The organism is Anaplasma capra (assembly GCF_025628805.1).
Classification (GTDB): Bacteria; Pseudomonadota; Alphaproteobacteria; order Rickettsiales; family Anaplasmataceae; genus Anaplasma; species Anaplasma capra.
Genome location: NZ_JAOTBG010000009.1, coordinates 1 through 17103, shown reverse-complemented (window position 1 = coordinate 17103; position 17103 = coordinate 1). Strand labels below are relative to the sequence as shown.

The window sequence follows — 17103 nt, the reverse complement described above, 5'->3', positions numbered from 1 at the left end:
GTGCCTAGTCGCCTTTGTGCGTCTTATGGTTGGTGCGTGCGCGTTTGGCTGTGCAATTGTGTTTTGGAGTGGGTTATGGGGGAGATGAAAAAGTTGGGTAGTGGGTTGTGTGGGCTTGGCTGCGTGCCCGCCGTACTGATGGTACTAGTGGTGTGCTTTTCGCTTGGGGCTAGTGCGGCCGATCCTGTGATTGTGAATTGCGTTGAAACTCCTGAAATTAGTGATGTGAGCGAGATGCCCGATGTATTTAACCTTTCAAACAATCTAGCGCGCAAATCGGGAAGCTCGGTGGTTGCTGATGGGGAGCTGGTTTACATAGTGGGGAGGGTAACAGATCCGAAGTGCCGCCCCCTGAGCAATGTTAGCGTGTTTATATGGCAAGCAGATTCCCGCGGTCTGTACAGCACCAAGGGCAAGAGTATTGGCTCCGACACTGCTGGAAAAGGCCTTGGCAAAACGGATGAGATAACCTACGATGAAAACTTCAATGGTTCCGGTAAGGCAACCACGGACAATCTGGGCAACTTCAGCTTTGTTACAGTGATTCCCGGTAAACACATGGGGAGGTCCCCGCGTGTGCATTTTCTACTTAAGCACAAAGATTTTCCCGAGCTTCAGACAGAGATGTTTTTCGAGGGTTTTGCCGGCAACTCCGAGGACCCAAATCTCAGTAGAATACCTGCGACCATGAGGAAACTTCTCACTGCGAGGCTGGCTAACCAAGACAGTGAGACGGGAGTTAGAGTGTACGAATTTAACGTGACTTTTTCTGAGAATTTCGGTCCCGCTCAGCAAAGTAGCAGCGATATTGATGTTGCTTCTTGAATAGGCGCGAAGGATCTATGGAGGCCTAGAGCGCTGTGCGTAGTTGATTTGCCTAGCGGTTCCCTGTATACTTGCAAGTGTGTGTTTCTAAGGGAATGCGTCGATGGCGTTACGTCCAGATGGCTACGATGATTGCCTTACTGGGGGGGGCAGTGCCCGCGGTCTGAATTTCAGGATGCCCAAGTTTGGCAAGCGTGGCAAAAAGTGTGCGAGTCCGGATATAGGGTTCGATGGCCAGTGTGTTGGTGGCTACCCATCGCTGGGTGCTCCTGTGGATATTTTTAGTGGTGGTGATTGCTCTCACGGCCGCAAATCCGCGGTCCCAAGCATCTATCGCAAGCCCAGAAAGGGTGCGAAGGGGAAGTTTGCCTCCGCTGGGTTTAGGTTCTTTTGCTGGTATGTTCGCGCCACAATGTTGCTGGTGTTCCTGGTAACAGCACCGATCGTTTTGTTACGAGTCCTGTCTAGGCCAATCAGCGGTGCGGAATACTCATGGTCTCGTACCGTGCCTTGGAGTCAGATGAAGAAAGGTGGCAGGGTTCGTCATGGGCTTCTGCACAGGTTGCTTTCGCCTACGACTAGGCAGATGTATGTCTACATGCACGTGTTCTTGCTGAATTTGGCAGTATTCACTCTGCTTACCTATGCGATATCGGGTCCGGCAACTGGCCAACACCTCTCCTTCGAGATGTCGTTGGCATGGGCTTTGGTTCCAACTGCTATCCTACTTGTCATGGGTGTTTGTGCGCATTACGCTTCGTGGTACATGCAGATTAAGGAACCTCTGCCTGCTAGGAGGGCGTTCAGCCTTATATGGCGTAGCGTTGCGGGTGCGCATGATAGGGTTGATGACTCGGTGTTCAATCTGATGTTTAGGAAGCAGATTCGGGATTCTATGAGCATGTCTTCTCTAGCGAGGTCTGACAAGCAGTTGCTGCTTGGTGTCCCGACTGCCTTGGTCGCTCTTGGATGCTACATATACGATAGATGTAGCGGCGAAGAGGCTCTTGCGCTGAATTTCAGGGAGGCTGCCGCGAGTTCCCGTATCAGCGGTCTATCCGTGGATACCAGGACGCAGCTCGGCCTCTTCAGGGATTAATCTGCGGTTTTTGTTGGGGGGCTCTGCGTCAAAACACGCAGTTTCCGCTCCTCCGTTTGGGTGTGCCGTTGTGTCCTTCTAGTGGCGTTTAGCGGGCGCGCAGATTGTTTTATTCGCGCTTTATGGTACTATTCAGGTGGGGTGCGTCCGCGAGTGTATGGGGTCTGCCCGGCCTGTCCAGGCCCTGGTTCCGAAGGTACTCTTTTTAGTTTGTGAAATTGTGTACTTCGGCCTATGGAAGCGGAGGTTGCCGCATCTGCTAGCGGGGGGCCCGCTAACGCCTTGTTCAATTGCTTGCCGGATACCTCCGCTTGCGACGAGGAAAAGGCATATGATTTACGGAGCAGGGTATACACGGCGTATATGTTGTGCAGCTCCATACTGTGCGTGCTTCCCCTAATTCCTTATTACATCTCTAAAGAACTATACAAAAGGGGCAAGATAGCAGGGGCTGCTGCAAGTATGGAGTTATTTTTATGCTTGCACTCCGCACTGACCAGGGGGCTCATATGCATTAAGCTTTTACTAGTCATCTTTAGAAAATATCCCCACCTGCTGGCCGATTTTTTTATACCGCATTCAGACTTGGCCATACTCTTCTTGGCTGCGATGTGCACCATTCCCCTGTCTATCATCACAATGACGTGGCGGTATTATTCTGTGTATGTAATGGTCATGGAGACTAAATGTAGCATATGTCACGCATTGCTAGAGCAAAGTTATCTCCGAGATATTCTATATGGAATGCCGGCGCTTGTCAGCTACAGCGGGTACAGTGGCCCCTTTTTCACTAGCGAGAATGTTAAACGAGCAAAAGTTTATGACGGGGATGTTGCGTACGAGGTCTACTTGTACTGCACCTCGTATTTGTTGATACTTCCCGCATGTTTGGCCTTGTTGTGTAACTACCTTTATCGTGAGCGCAAAAAAACTGCCATGTCGGTAGTGCGTGTCCTGAGCGCGCTTTCTCACGTTTTACTGGTCAACACTTTTCTTATTGCTACGATTGCCTATTTTGCCCTCCTGAGGTTTGAGAGGGTATTACTTTTTGCTGGGTTACGCAGTGATCCCGTAAGCGTTGCCGCACTTGTTGGTGTATTGTCATCTGTAGCCGTACTGATAGTGGCAACTGCATTTTGCTGTTATTCTGCCTACGGGGAAAGCGCTGTTAATCCGGAAGTTCCCGACAATGTGGCTCGTTCCGCGCTCAAGTTTGGAATACTTACTGCAGCGGTCTGCAATGTGTGCGCCTTATTTGTAGCCAGGGAAAAGTTCAAGGATAGACGAATTCCGTATTCAGGTGGTAAGTTTGCCTACGATATTTTTTTCTGTGTTACTGCTTCTCTGCTTATGCTGCCAGCGTGCTTTTCCCAGCTTTCCAGCGAGTTATATGCTTTAGGCCATAGAAAATTATCGGCTATCGCCGGTAGGACATGTTTGCTTTTGGAGATACTTTTTACTAATACCCTGGTACTTGGTTCTTTGCTTACTTGGATGCTGTACATGCCATATTTTGGCGGTATTGCGCATGATCCCGCTGGTGTTGGATTCTTAGCCGCGCTTGCAGTTTCGGGTACAGTTCTTGCTGCAGCGGTGGTATACGATTCACTGTATGTTGTGAGGGCGTTGAAAAAGAGGGCAACCAACTGGGAAGATACCATACTATATGATAAGTGTGCAAAAAGGAACGTAGCCAATTTTGGGCTGCTCAACCTTGTAGCACGCGGCGTGATATTTATGATTTTGTTGATTTTGGGCAAGAGGGAAAATAGGGAGAGCAGCCGTTTTTCTGCAAGTGCCAACAGTGAATTTGGAGTCAGTAGTACGGCGCCTGTGCATGATCCCGCCACGGATGCAGTGTGCTGCTACTGAGTGATGAGATCACTGAGTGTGGCTCACAAGCCGGGGGTCCATGGCCATTGCTGGTTGCGTCTGCCCGCGCTGAGCGCGCACCATAAGGATTACAAATGGCGCCCCGGTCCGTTGACTAGGTTTTCTGATGCTGCGCCTCCGGCGTTTCCTTGCGCCGTATTGCCAGTGCTCCATCTAGTACAAATCCTTCAAGGTTGTCACCGGCGCTTACCTTGCCGGAAAGCAACAACTCAGCAAGCTGATCTTGTATATTGTGCTGTATAAGGCGCTTGAGCGGGCGAGCCCCATAAGCCACATCATAACCACGCTCCGCTATCCAAGTTTTAGCTTCCGGCAACAGCGTGAATGTAAGGCCTTTATCGCTGATTATTTTTTGCAGATAAGACATCTGGACGTCAACGATACGCCCTATGTGTTCTCGGGCCAACCTGTTGAAGATTATTATGTCGTCAAGCCTGTTCAAAAACTCTGGGCGGAAATGCATACCCAATGCCTCTAGCACCTTTTGCCGCGTAACCTCCGCACTTTCGCCTACTGGGCCATGCACCAGTAGTTCCTGCCCGATATTTGATGTGAGCACCAAGATTGTATTCTTGAAGTCAACCAACTTGCCCTTGCTGTCTGTTAGTCTGCCCTCGTCCAGAACCTGCAAAAGCATGTTGAAGACATCTGGATGGGCTTTTTCTATCTCGTCGAACAGGACAACCTGGTATGGCCTTCTTCTGACTGCTTCTGTCAGCATTCCTCCTTGTTCGTATCCGACATACCCTGGAGGTGCACCTATCAGCTTCGCGACGGAGTGCTTTTCCATAAACTCAGACATGTCGAATCTTAGTAATGAGGATCTGGAATCAAACAGGAACTCGCTTAGTGCTTTGGTGAGCTCAGTTTTTCCCACGCCTGTTGGCCCTAAGAATAAGAATGATCCCATGGGCTTTTGTGTATCTTGCACTCCAGCTCTGGATCTTCTTACAGCGTTGCTCACGGCTCTAACTGCACTTTCTTGTCCTATTACGCTCTTGCCTATTTCGCGTTCCATATTGAGCAATTTTTCTTTTTCGCTGTTCATAACATTTTCTACGGGAATGCCAGTCCATCGCGCAACTATGGCCGCTATGTCATTTATGCCTATTTCTTTTCTCAGCATAGTACCCGCTACTTCTTCATGCTTTTTCAATTCCTCTTCTAGCGATGGTATTACTCCATACATCAATTCTCCTGCCCGAGAAAGATTTCCGGATCTCTGAGCTTGCTCTAGCTCTATACGTGCGCCATCCAGCTTCTCTGTGAGCTCTTGCATTTTTGAGATTTTAACCTTCTCAGCCTGCCATTTGCTGTTTAAATCCGCGGATTCTGCGCCCAGCTCATTGAGCTCCTCGTGTATTACTGCAAGACGCTGCTTTGATGCTTCATTATTTTCGTTTTTTAGAGCTTCAGACTCTATTTTGAGCTGCATTATCTTGCGGTCTATGCTGTCTATAACTTCTGGTTTGCTGTCTATTTCAATCCTTGCTCGACTTGCGGCTTCGTCTATCAGATCTATAGCCTTGTCGGGCAGAAAGCGATCGGTAATATAGCGGTTTGATAGCGTTGCTGCAGCGACCATGGCGCTATCAGTGATTCGTATACCGTGATGAAGCTCGTATTTTTCCTTTAGCCCTCTGAGTATGGAAATTGTGTCACTAATAGTTGGCTCCGCAACAAATACGGGCTGAAACCTCCTTGCAAGCGCAGAGTCTTTTTCTATGTGTTCGCGGTACTCATCAAGTGTAGTGGCACCAATGCAGCGTATTTCTCCTCTGGCAAGGGCGGGTTTTAGTATGTTTGATGCGTCCATAGAACCGCTTGTGGATCCCGCGCCTACCAGCATGTGCAGCTCATCCACAAACAGCACTATCTTGCCATTAGAGGCAATTATTTTTGTTATTACGGCCTTTAGCCTTTCCTCAAACTCTCCCCTATACTTCGTTCCAGCTATGAGTGACGCCAAATCGAGGGCAAGTACCTTTGCGTCGCGGAGCCACATAGGGACATTGCCGGAAACTATGGACTGCACAAGTCCCTCTACTATTGCGCTTTTACCCACGCCAGGTTCTCCTATTAGTGCTGGGTTGTTCTTGGTTCTTCTAGATAAGACTTGAATTAACCGCCTTGTCTCGTCACTTCTTCCAATTACTGGATCTATCTTGCCCTGTGCTGCGAGCTCGGTTAAATCTTGTGTATATTTTCTCAGTGCGTCGAATTGCTGCTCCGCATTTTCGCTTTCAGCTCTTACTCCGTCTCGCATTTTCTCTATCAGGGCGTTTAGCTTGTGTGGCGTTACTCCTTCGTTCATAAGCATTTTTGACACGCTGCTCTCTGCCGTGACAATAGCCTGAAGTAGTCGTTCTGCCGTTACATATGAATCCAGGTTACGCTTTGCTAGGCTTGCTGCCTCGTCTAAGATTTTTGCCATTTCCCTAGAAAGGCTCAGATGCCCACTTCCTGAGCCACTCACTACTGGCAGCTTTGAAAGCAATGCAAGTAGGGCGCTTTTGACCTTGCTGATACTGGCTCCACATGAGGATATTAGGCTTTCTATCATATCATCATCTTCTTCCAGCATTACGTTCAGTAGGTGTTCTGGAAGTAGAGACTGATGCCCGGAAGATACTGCAAACATTTGTGCTTGCATTACAAAGTTTCTTGCCTTTTCAGTAAACTTGTTCAAATCCATTGCAGCCACATATCTAAATCTATCTACGCAAAGATATATGTCATGTTCTACTAAATTTGTATGGAATTTCAGAAAAAACTTTCAAGGCCCTCAACCAGGATTCTTGCTTCACGCATTTGTGTTATTATGCGGCGGAGATGAGCATGAACTATATTTCTTGTCAAGTGCTTGAATAGGACTTACCATCCTCACTCGTGTTTTGGGGTTTTGAATGGTGGGTATGGTAGCTGGTCGCTTGCAGGATAAGGTAGCGCTAATTACTGGTGCTTGCGGTGGGATTGGGTCTGCCGTGGCCAGGAGATTTGCAAGGGAGGGCGCCATAGTAGTTTTGGTTGCTAGGGATGTGCGCAAGCTTGAGGCACTGTGTAGCGGTATACAGGAATCCGGGGGTGAAGCGATTCTGGCTCCGATCGACATTCAGGACTATGAGAGCGTCAAGAATTTAGCTCTCTCTATAGAGACCAGGTTTGGCCACCTGGATATTTTGGTTTCTGTGGCTGCGGTGCTTGGAAACCTTGGGCCCGTGCAGGAGTATGAACTGTCAGCATGGAAAGAGGTCATGAACGTTAATCTCTTTGCCAATTGGTATCTCATACGACACTTTGACGCCCTGCTTAAGGGTTCTAAGGCCGGTAGGGCCGTATTTGTGACGTCCGATGCCGCAGGGTCACTGCTTAATTACTCCTACTTCGCGCCCTACGCTGCGAGCAAGGTTGCCTTGGAGGCTATGGTGCAGGTGTATGCAACGGAGACTAAGCACAGCAAACTATGTGTGAATACAGTCTACCCTTGCAGTGTTGATAGTAACATATACTCTCGGATTTTTTCTGTGCACCAACAGTCTCAGTTGCCAACGCCCGATAGCCTGACAGATAAATTTGTGGAGCTGTCTTCCGAGGAGTGCTGTGTTACCGGCCAAGTATATGAGCTGACTCCAAACGATGAAGAAGGCTTCAGTGACACTCAGGATCCAAGTGGTGCGTTTGAATAGCTGAGCAGCGCCCAAAACGGACATCTCACCGCTTCCCCGCCGTGGAGGCAGGCAACACGCGACCCTCACAAGCAATGGCTGGGCTTGTCGTAGGCAGCGCTGCCGTTAGAAACCCCCGGACACGATCTCGCGCGTGGCCGGGAGTTTCTCGCTTTTTTGGGTTTGGGGCGGGTTAGAATCCTCCCATGCCTCCCATGCCTCCCATGCCTCCGGCAGCCCCACCTGGTGCATCTTCCTTATTTGGAACATCCACAACTACTGCGTTCAAGGTCATGAACACAGCTGCGAGAGATACAGCCAAGTCAAACGCGATACGGACTACCTTGAGAGGGTCCATGACTCCGGAAGCGAACGCGTTCGCGTAGTTCATGGTATCAACGTTAAAGATGAGCTCCTTGTCATTCTGTTTTAAAAGATGCTGTATGACGCACGGAGCTTCCTCAGATCCAGAGTTTTTGATGATCCTCTTGATCGGAGCGCAAACAGCGCGCTTGATTATGTTGATACCGAGCTGTTCATCATCACTCCTTCCCTTTACGCCATCCAAAGATGCAAGTGTGTAAAGCAGCGCAGCTCCCCCTCCGGGTACCACACCCTCTTCAACTGCAGCCCTGGTTGCGTGCAAAGCGTCCTCAACCCTGTCCTTACGCTCTTTTACTTCAACTTCGCTAGAGCCGCCAACCTTGAGCACGGCAACTCCGCCCGAGAGCTTAGCCAACCTTTCCTTCAATTTCTCTTTATCGTAGTCAGAAGACGAGACCTCAATTTGAGACTTGATCTGGCTAATTCTGCTCGTGATGCTATCGGCATTGCTGTCCACACTTCCTATGATTGTGGTAGTGTCCTTTGTGATCCGGACGTTTTTAGCTGTACCCAGATCTTCTAGGGTTATATCCTCCATCTTCACTGCAAGCTCGTCGTTCACCACGTACTTGGCACCCGCTATTACAGCGATATCACCCAGCATGTCCTTTCTTCTGTCACCAAAGCCAGGTGCCTTAACAGCTGCTACCTGGAGGCCCCCGCGGAGCTTGTTCAGTACAAGCGTGCTAAGTGCCTCACCTTCTACATCTTCTGCAATTATCAACAGCGGCCTACCGGACCTAGCAACATTCTCCAGGACTGGCAATATGCTCTGCACAAGATTAATCTTCTTCTCGGTCAGGAAGATGTACGGATTCTCAAACTCTACCAGCATCTTCTCGGCATTGGTCACGAAATAAGGAGAAAGGTATCCGCGATCAAACTGCATACCGTCTGTTCTCTCAACTTCGAGGTCTTTGAACCCTTTGCTCTCCTCAACCGTTATTACTCCGTCCTTCCCTACTTCTCTGACGCACTGCGCTATCTTGCTACCTATGTTTTTGTCCCCATTTGCGGATATGGTGGCAACCTGCGCTATTTCATCTTCAGACACAACTTCGCGCTTCATTGACAGCAAGGCGGCAAGTACGGCTTCCTTAGCCTTCAGAATCCCATTTTTTATGCTTATGGTATCAGCGCCAGCAGCCTTGGCCTTAGCAACTTCCTCTATAACCTTTGCGGTGAGTATGGAACACGTAGTGGTGCCGTCGCCCACCTTATCGTTGCATTGCGAAGCACTCTGAGTGATTATGTTTGCAATCGCGACCGCCAAAGGCTCTTCGGGTTTGATGCTCTTCATTACCTTGTACCCGTCCTTGGTAATCTCCGGGGACCCGTAGGGTTTACTGATAGCAACGGTAAGCCCCTTTGGACCAGCAGTGCAGCCGACGGCATCTTCTAGAATGCGTACCACCTCCCTAATGGACTTGTCTAACGCCTCGCCCGTAACAACAACATTCGCCATTTATAACCTCCTAAATTCAAACTTAACAAACAAACCGGTACGCGGGACTACGCTTCCTTAGCGATTATGTCGCTTTCTTTCATGACTATGAACTTCTTCCCCTCGAGCTCTACTTCATTTCCAGCCCACTGGCGGTAGTAAACAACGTCACCCACCTTTACTGACATGGGCACCGTCTTGCCGTCACTGTTGTTTGAAGCACCGGGCCCCACGGACACAACCTTGCCCCGCGTGGGCTTCTTCTTAGCTGAATCTGGAAGTTGTATAGGGGAATCTCCCCCGCTATCCTCCAAGGCCTCAACTAATACATTATCATGCAACATAGCTAGCTTCATAACTGTCCTCCGAACATTTTGTGACTGATCGTGTCACGATAACTTTGGCGGTTATATATGAACCGGAAAATCGGATTTCAAGAGTTGCTGACCTTGCTTGGTAATTTTTTTTTAGTTTTTTGACCGAAGGTATCATGGCTTGCATGCATTGTCATAATGCATAGGATTTTTTCCACGAGGCTTTTAGTTTATTTATTAACTTATTGGATAATTTCCAAGGTGGTAAAATGCGTGATGATGATTCGAAGTGTGAACAGCTCAGATATGGGCATCGAGCAAGGCTTAGAGAGAGACTGTTATCCGGTGAAGGAAGTGGCCTACTAGACTACGAGATTTTGGAACTAATTTTGTGCTCCGCCCGAAATCGTGTGGATCTCAAACCCATTGCGAAGCGGCTCATTGGGGAGTTTGGCACTCTCTCCGGTGTGATACACGCAGACGTGGCCAAACTTAAGAGAGTGGATGGAGTGGGAGAGTCATCGGTTGCTGCGATATTATGTGTGAGGGAAGCGCTAGTACGCACGCTCAAGGGTGAAGTAAAGCACGGTGCCGTAATAAACGAATGGCACAAGTTGTTGGACTATCTTCGGGTGAAAATAGGGAACTCTAGTGTGGAAAACTTCTACGTTTTATACCTCAACAAGAAGTATTGTGTAATTGCAGACGAAATACAGAACACGGGTACTGTTGACGAGACTCCGTTGTATGTCAGGGAGGTGATCAAAAAGTCTCTGTTCCATGGTGCTACATGCATTGTTATATCGCACAATCATCCAAGCGGAGACCCAAAGCCATCCAATGCCGATATAAATATTACTAACAAGCTACAGGCTGCCTGTGCCAGCGTGAATATAGTGTTGGTAGATCATGTAATCGTGACCCCGAGGAAACACTATAGTTTTAAGACCAACGGCCTCTTGTGAGCCTGTGGGTAGGTTGTATCCAGCTATGCGCGGTAAGTTGACCTCACTGTTTTGCTCTGTTAGAATGTTAGGTTTTGTTTCCTAAATTTACATCCCGCATTTCTGCACGCGCGTGCGGGGGGGGGGGAGTTCTTGTTGGAGTGGCATACTTTTGATGGATTAGTGGACTACAGGAAAGCTGTGGACTGCATGGTTTCTAGAGTTAGTGATATTGTGAAAGGCAAGAAGCCAGAGGCAATCTGGATGCTCGAGCACCCTTCCGTGTATACTGCTGGTACGAGTGTTAGGGAAGAGGAGTTACCGTGTGGGAGCCGGTTTTCTGTGGTACGCACCACTCGTGGCGGTAGATGTTCATATCACGGTCCAGGGCAGAGGGTGGTATACGTGATGTTGGATCTAAAGCGTCGCGAAAGGAAAGATGTGCGTTTGTATGTACGAAACTTGGGGTTATGGGTAGCTGGCACCCTTGCGGAATTTGGTGTAAATAGCTACTTTGACAATGACAACGTGGGTATATGGGTGCGCCCTGCCTCCGGTCCGGCAAAAAAGATAGCTGCCTTTGGAATAGCGGTACGCAGCTGGGTTACCTATCACGGGTTTTCAGTGAATGTCAATACTGACCTTAATTGTTATACGGGAATTGCGCCATGTGGGTTGCATAGCACTTCAGTTACGTCACTACAAAGCTTGGGGGTCACTCTCAGTCTTGAGGACGTTGATGCCGCGCTTAAGAGGCAATTCCGAAAAGTTTTTCCGGACTAGGTTCCATATGTACACCCAAAACGACGGGTACTGACTGTGGGTATTTTTGGCACAGATGGAGTAAGAGGCAGGGCCAATGTCTATCCTATGGATCCCGAGACCATACTTAAACTTGGTATGGCTCTGGGGTTTGAGGCCAGGAAAGCCGGTGCCAAGGTAGTTATTGGTAAAGACACCAGGATTTCTGGGTACATGGTGGAATCCGCGCTGGTTTCTGGGCTGGTGTCAATGGGGGTTAACGTCGGCTTGGTAGGACCTATGCCTACTGCAGCTGTAGCCATGTTGACCAGAAGTTTACGTGCCAGCATGGGCATTGTGATTTCCGCTTCGCATAACCCGTGTTTAGATAATGGGGTGAAGATATTTGATAGCAAGGGGATAAAACTGCCTGTCGCGCTGGAAGAGGTTATTGAGTCTAATGTGCGCACCGGGCTGGGCTGTAGCCTGGCGCAAGTTTGTGATATGGGTAAGGTGCACAGAATAGCTGGTGCAGTGGGAAGATACATAGAGTTTGTGAAGGGTACATTTCCCAAGAAGCTCAAGCTATCCGGTGTGAAGGTGGTTATAGATTGTGCGAACGGTGCCGCATACCACGTAGGTGGTGAAGTGCTTTGGGAGCTAGGAGCCAATGTGGTGGTTATTGGGAATGAGCCCGATGGGTTTAATATCAATGACAATTGTGGGTCCTTGCACCCTGAGGGTATGATCAGGAGGGTGCTCGAGGAAGGTGCAGATATTGGAATTGCCCTGGACGGAGACGCGGATCGCATTACTGTGTGTGATGAAATGGGGAGGCTTATCGATGGGGACCAAGTAATAGCCTCGATAATTAAGCATTTGCGCGCGACCAAGTCCGTCACCGATGCAGTCGTGACCACCATGTCTAGTAAGTCAATGGATAGTTATGTAAGGGATCTGGGTGTTAGGTTGCACAGATCTGAGGTTGGTGACCGTCACCTAGTAGATACGATGCGAAGGCACTCGTGCAGCATTGGAGGGGAGAAATCTGGCCATATTATTCTATGGGAGCATTCCACAACTAGTGACAGTCTGATAGCCGCTCTGCAAATTTTGTCTATAATGCTGCTGGAGGGTAAGAGTGCAAGCTCAATATTCAGCGGTTTTGTGCCCATGCCCAGAGTGCATAGGGATGTACCATATAGCAGAGAATTTGACAGTATAGAGCAGCTGATTAGACCTACTATACTGGACATGGAAAACGCACTGGAAAGGGTCAATGGAAGGATAATCTTTAGGAGATCCGGTACAGAACGATTAATAAGGTTTGTGGTTGAAGGGGAAGACTCCAAATTGGTGGAGCTGATTGCGGATGAGCTTTCCATCAGACTCTGTGAGCTTGACGCGATGGACAGCACCGATATGGGGATGCAGTGAACCTGGCACCGCCAGGGGAATCAGCGCGGGGCCTACTGGGGCTGCGTGTACACCGTTTTTCCTGAGACAACAGTTCGCAGTACTCTACCCTTTACGGCCCTGCCATGGAAGGGTGAATTCTTTGATTTGCTAGCAAACTTTGAAACGTCTACGGTCCATGCGTGTTCCAAGTCTAGAACAACCAAGTCAGCTACTAAGCCCTTGGCTATCCTACCCCTGGGGATTTTTACAATGTCTGCTGGCTTGTATGTGAGTTTAGATAGGACGTCGAGTAGGCTCATCTCTCCGCTATGGTAAAGCTCCAGTGAAAGTGGGAGCAGAGTTTCCAACCCAATCACACCGAATGCGCAGCTGGAAATGGGTAGAGACTTCTCGTGGTGCGAGTGAGGCGCATGGTCCGTTGCTATACAATCTATGGTACCATCTTTGAGGCCATCGATCATACATAGGCGATCCTCCTCGGTCCTCAAAGGCGGATTCATTTTTGCCAAAGTTCCATGTTCTTTCACCGCATCTTCAGTCAGAGCAAAGTGGTGAGGGGCGACCTCACACGTTACCGGCAGGCCCTCATTCTTTGCAGCGCGTATCAGGGCAAGGGACTTCTTTGTGGATACGTGTAGTACATGGTAGTGTGCGCCTGGAACCCCACGCAGCAGCTCTATATCGCGGCTAACAATGATGCTCTCAGACAAATCAGATATCCCTTTCAATCCAAGTTCTCGAGAGACTTTTCCTTCATTAATGCACCCTCCATCCGAAAGATGGCAGTCCTCAGCGTGTTGGGCAACCACGACACCCAAAGTGCTGGCACACTCAAAAGCACGCTTCATAGACAGAGAATTCATAACAGGCGACCCGTCGTCAGTGAATCCTAGGGCGCCGGCCTCCCGCAGGGCGACCATATCACATAGGGAACCGCATGGCTTAGTTATCGATCCGTAAAATTCTATGTTGACGCAAGAACTCTCCAGCGCCCTCATCTTCAAATATTTTGCAACAATCACGCTATCTATGTGAGGTGAAGTGTTTGGTTGGCAAACAACCGTAGTCACCCCTCCGGCAGCTGCAGACCTACTTCCAGTATCTATGGTTTCCTTATGCTCACCACCAGGCTCCCTGAGATGTACGTGTATATCCACTATCCCTGGCATGAGCACATGACCGCCGCAGTCAACCACTTCATCCGCGGTGGATCGAAAGTCACCAGCTGGTGGTATACCAAAACCAAAATCGGCAATCTCCCTGCCGTTCGTTATGACATACCCTGGGGCATCGGTGCCAGATCCGGGGTCAACAACCCTGGCGTTCACGTAGGCTACTACATATCCTGGGTACTGGCCGCTGCCGAGCAATTCCCACAAAGCTCCCCCCTGCACCATACACAACTATGCCTACCCAGACTGCGTGCCATTGTCTGTTGAACTACTAAAATAGTCAACAATCTTCTGCGTGAGTAGGTTGGCGACTTCCTGCTTGGTCATGACCTGGAAATGCTGTACTGAGCCCCTTTTCACTATCGATATCTTGTTGTAGGCACTGCCCATTGTCTGCTCTTTCTCCGTTACATACTGATTGTTTGCAATGATCCAATCGCAACCCTTGTAGGCAAGCTTTTCCTTAGATGACTCTATCAGATTTTCGTGCTCCAAACAGAACCCAATAACTAGCTTTGGCCGTTTTTTTGACATACTGATGCATCGCACTATGTCAGGGCTGTGCGTCATGCTTATAGAATCAATAGAGCATTTTTTTAGCTTATTTGGATGTCGATGCGGTATCCAATCTGTAACTGCGGCGGTGCATATTGCAACATCCACAGGTAGAGAGCCCAGGCAGGCTTCCAGCATTTGTGCTGAGGTTTCGACGTGTAAAACCTCGTATAGCTCGTGATTGGGTGTTATATGTGCGGGTCCGGATATTAATTTCACATTCCAGCCCATGCGTCCCATGCACTCAGCAAGCGCATACCCTTGCCTTCCAGATGAGCCATTGCTTATGTAACGTATGGAGTCCACATATTCCCTTGTGGCCCCTGCCGTAATCAGCACGTCGCGCATGCAATCCTATAACGGTAAATACAGATAACATGCGGAATGGTAACGCTATTGTTAGATCTTGCAAGATACATGTAGATTTTAGTGAACTTACTTGACAAATTAGTTGGCAAGTTGGTGGTGGACGTGGTTTGCAAGTCTAGTATATAATGCGGCATGGTAAGCCGCTGGGGTGCATATGAGGGTTAGAGTTGAGTCTGATAGCATGGGGAGCGTTGAAGTACCTGCGGAACACTACTGGGGTGCGCAGACGCAGCGCTCTATGGCAAATTTTGAAATTGGAGAAGAAAGAATGCCCATGCCTTTGGTGTGGGCACTTGGTGTGGTAAAACTCGCGGCTGCTCGGGTAAACATGAGAAATGGAAGCATAGAAAAATCTGTGGGGGAAGCCATATGTGCTGCTGCACAAGAAGTTATAGATGGCAAGATGAACGGGGAATTTCCCCTTGTTGTATGGCAGACTGGTTCGGGTACCCAGACAAACATGAATGCCAATGAGGTAATAGCAAATCGCGCTATAGAAATTCTAGGCGGGGAAATAGGCAGTCGATCCCCTGTGCACCCCAACGATCACGTTAATTATTCGCAGTCTTCTAATGATGTATTTCCGACTGCTATGCACATTTCTGCGGCGATTGAGGTGGAGAAGCGCTTGTTGCCAAACTTGGAGATGCTGCGCAGTGCGTTGGGGGGAAAAGTTGAGGAGTTTTCAGATATAGTGAAGACGGGTCGTACCCACTTGCAAGATGCAGTTCCCCTCACGCTTGGGCAGGAGTTTTCCGGGTATGAGTACCAGGTGAGAAAGGGCATTGAAAGGGTTAAGTCCGCGATGGTCGACGTGTACCAGCTGGCACAAGGTGGAACTGGTGTGGGTACTGGTTTAAATACCAAGAGGGGTTTTGCTGAAGCATTTGCCAAGGAAGTTTCTGATATCACCGGAGCGAGGTTTGTGACTGCAGAGAACAAATTCGAAGCGCTTGCAACGCACGACGCCATGGTGCAGCTGAGCGGCGCACTGAATACCGTTGCCGTAGGTTGCATGAAGATAGCAAATGATATCAGAATGCTTGCTTCTGGACCCAGGTGCGGAATAGGGGAGATAATACTTCCAGCGAATGAACCGGGGTCTTCAATCATGCCAGGTAAGGTGAATCCCACACAGTGTGAGGCACTCACTATGGTATGTGCGCAGGTGATGGGTAATCACGTTGCAGTTTCTGTTGGTGGGGCCAATGGGCATTTTGAGTTGAATGTGTTCAAACCCATGATTGCGTACAATATACTCAAGTCTATTAGGCTACTGGCCGATGCTTGCATGAGCTTTACGACAAAATGCGTAAACGGCATAGAGGCGGATAGGGAACGCATATCTGTGCTACTGGACCAGTCGCTGATGCTGGTTACCGCCCTGAATAGACACATAGGTTATGACAACGCAGCAAAAATATCGAAATTTGCGTTTGAGCACAGGGTTACTCTCAAGGATGCGGCGGCTAAGCTGGGTTTGGTTGACGACAAAGAGTTCGACGCCATAGTTGATCCCAAGAAGATGATCTCGCCTGATTGAGGGCGGGAAGCATGACCAAGGTTGTGCACAGAGCACAGGTCGGTTTCGTTATTGTTGTGGCATGCTCTCGGGTTATGTTGCTCCAGCTTGTTTTGTGGCTCGGCGCGTGGGTTGAGGCGTGAATTCCTCTGCTACTGCAGCACGCTGACTTTGCATCACATTGTAATTGATCTTCTTTTGGCTACGTGTTACCATCGGGCTTCTTGTTGTGTCGCGGTGGCGTTTTTATGGCTGTGGATGATGATCAGTACAAAGAGATTATTAGGCAGTGTATAGGGAGCGTTAAGGAAGTTTTCGGCGAGGGCCGCTTCGATGACGTGGTTACCTCCATAATGAAAATGCAGGAGAAGGTTCTGGCCTCGAGTGTAGGTAGTGATACTGTGGGTCAGATAGCTGCTGATAGTGTAGGTGGAGAGTTGTACGACCGTGTGGTTGAGCAGCTGGAGGAGCGCGTGCATCGAAGGATTGAGGACGATCTTAAGATCATGAAAAAGAGAATCCTGAGGCTCGAGAGGGCTGTACTCGGTAGTGGCGGGAGTCCTTCTGGCGGTGACTCCGGTGGTGGCAGTACTTCTACTGTTTCGAGTGGTAGCAGCCAGCCATCTGGTGGTGCAGCTGCTGCTGAGGGTGGTTGATATTATACGCTTCTCTTGTGAAGGTGGCCTTTTGGTGCGCCTGTTTCCTAGCTGTGCATACCTTAAAACCTGGAGGGAGCTTCGTAACGAAGATTCTACAG

Annotated in this window: 14 protein-coding genes; 9 read left to right on the top strand and 5 right to left on the bottom strand. The window is 49.1% G+C overall.

Translation table 11 applies throughout. The features are described 5' to 3' along the window. Nucleotides 1-75 precede the first annotated feature (75 nt). The 3 genes from OC187_RS03280 to OC187_RS03270 all read left to right on the top strand — a co-directional run bounded on the left by OC187_RS03280 (nt 76) and on the right by OC187_RS03270 (nt 3796). Nucleotides 76-825: a protocatechuate 3,4-dioxygenase gene (locus tag OC187_RS03280; protein ID WP_263008598.1), complete on the top strand. Its 750-nt coding sequence runs from the start codon at nt 76-78 to the stop codon at nt 823-825. A 103-nt stretch (nt 826-928) separates the two neighbouring features. Then, the gene (locus OC187_RS03275; RefSeq protein WP_262998222.1) at nt 929-1924 is read left to right on the top strand and encodes a hypothetical protein; all 996 of its coding nucleotides are present in this window, start codon (nt 929-931) and stop codon (nt 1922-1924) included. A gap of 234 nt (nt 1925-2158) precedes the next feature. Then, nucleotides 2159-3796, top strand: coding sequence for a hypothetical protein (locus OC187_RS03270; RefSeq protein ID WP_263008597.1), 1638 nt, complete (start codon nt 2159-2161; stop codon nt 3794-3796). 115 nt (nt 3797-3911) lie between these two features. Here OC187_RS03270 and clpB read toward each other — a convergent pair whose 3' ends face one another. After that, nucleotides 3912-6512, bottom strand: a complete 2601-nt coding sequence (gene clpB, locus OC187_RS03265) for an ATP-dependent chaperone ClpB (RefSeq protein WP_262998224.1) — start codon at nt 6510-6512, stop codon at nt 3912-3914. A gap of 211 nt (nt 6513-6723) precedes the next feature. Between clpB and OC187_RS03260 the strand changes: the two genes are divergently transcribed. Then, nucleotides 6724-7503: an SDR family NAD(P)-dependent oxidoreductase gene (locus OC187_RS03260; RefSeq protein WP_263008596.1), complete on the top strand. Its 780-nt coding sequence runs from the start codon at nt 6724-6726 to the stop codon at nt 7501-7503. Nucleotides 7504-7675: 172 nt separating this feature from the next. Here OC187_RS03260 and groL read toward each other — a convergent pair whose 3' ends face one another. Continuing rightward, nucleotides 7676-9331 (bottom strand): chaperonin GroEL, encoded by a 1656-nt coding sequence (gene groL / locus OC187_RS03255; protein WP_262998226.1) that lies wholly within the window; start codon nt 9329-9331, stop codon nt 7676-7678. Between the two features lie 47 nt (nt 9332-9378). After that, nucleotides 9379-9666 carry a co-chaperone GroES gene (locus OC187_RS03250; RefSeq protein WP_262998227.1) on the bottom strand — a complete coding sequence of 96 codons (288 nt, stop codon included), beginning with the start codon at nt 9664-9666 and terminating at the stop codon, nt 9379-9381. Nucleotides 9667-9893: 227 nt separating this feature from the next. Between OC187_RS03250 and radC the strand changes: the two genes are divergently transcribed. From radC to glmM, 3 genes are all read left to right on the top strand, one after another. Continuing rightward, a complete protein-coding gene (gene radC, locus OC187_RS03245; RefSeq protein WP_262998228.1) occupies nt 9894-10589 on the top strand; it encodes a RadC family protein in 696 nt (231 codons plus the stop codon). Nucleotides 10590-10724: 135 nt separating this feature from the next. Then, the gene (gene lipB / locus OC187_RS03240) at nt 10725-11351 is read left to right on the top strand and encodes a lipoyl(octanoyl) transferase LipB (RefSeq protein WP_396124717.1); all 627 of its coding nucleotides are present in this window, start codon (nt 10725-10727) and stop codon (nt 11349-11351) included. A 36-nt stretch (nt 11352-11387) separates the two neighbouring features. Next, nucleotides 11388-12746, top strand: coding sequence for a phosphoglucosamine mutase (gene glmM, locus OC187_RS03235; protein ID WP_262998229.1), 1359 nt, complete (start codon nt 11388-11390; stop codon nt 12744-12746). 32 nt (nt 12747-12778) lie between these two features. Here the strand turns inward: glmM and OC187_RS03230 are convergent, their stop codons facing one another. Together OC187_RS03230 and OC187_RS03225 are read right to left on the bottom strand one after the other, a co-directional pair. Next, entirely contained in the window at nt 12779-14125 is a 1347-nt protein-coding gene (locus OC187_RS03230; protein ID WP_262998230.1) for a dihydroorotase, read from the bottom strand. A gap of 12 nt (nt 14126-14137) precedes the next feature. Next, complete coding sequence (locus OC187_RS03225) at nt 14138-14803, bottom strand: phosphopantothenoylcysteine decarboxylase (RefSeq protein ID WP_262998231.1); 666 nt, start codon at nt 14801-14803, stop codon at nt 14138-14140. 175 nt (nt 14804-14978) lie between these two features. Here OC187_RS03225 and fumC point away from each other — a divergent pair, with 175 nt between their 5' ends. Together fumC and OC187_RS03215 are read left to right on the top strand one after the other, a co-directional pair. Next, nucleotides 14979-16367 (top strand): class II fumarate hydratase, encoded by a 1389-nt coding sequence (fumC, locus tag OC187_RS03220; RefSeq protein WP_262998232.1) that lies wholly within the window; start codon nt 14979-14981, stop codon nt 16365-16367. 227 nt (nt 16368-16594) lie between these two features. Next, the gene (locus OC187_RS03215; protein ID WP_262998233.1) at nt 16595-17002 is read left to right on the top strand and encodes a hypothetical protein; all 408 of its coding nucleotides are present in this window, start codon (nt 16595-16597) and stop codon (nt 17000-17002) included. Nucleotides 17003-17103 lie beyond the last annotated feature (101 nt).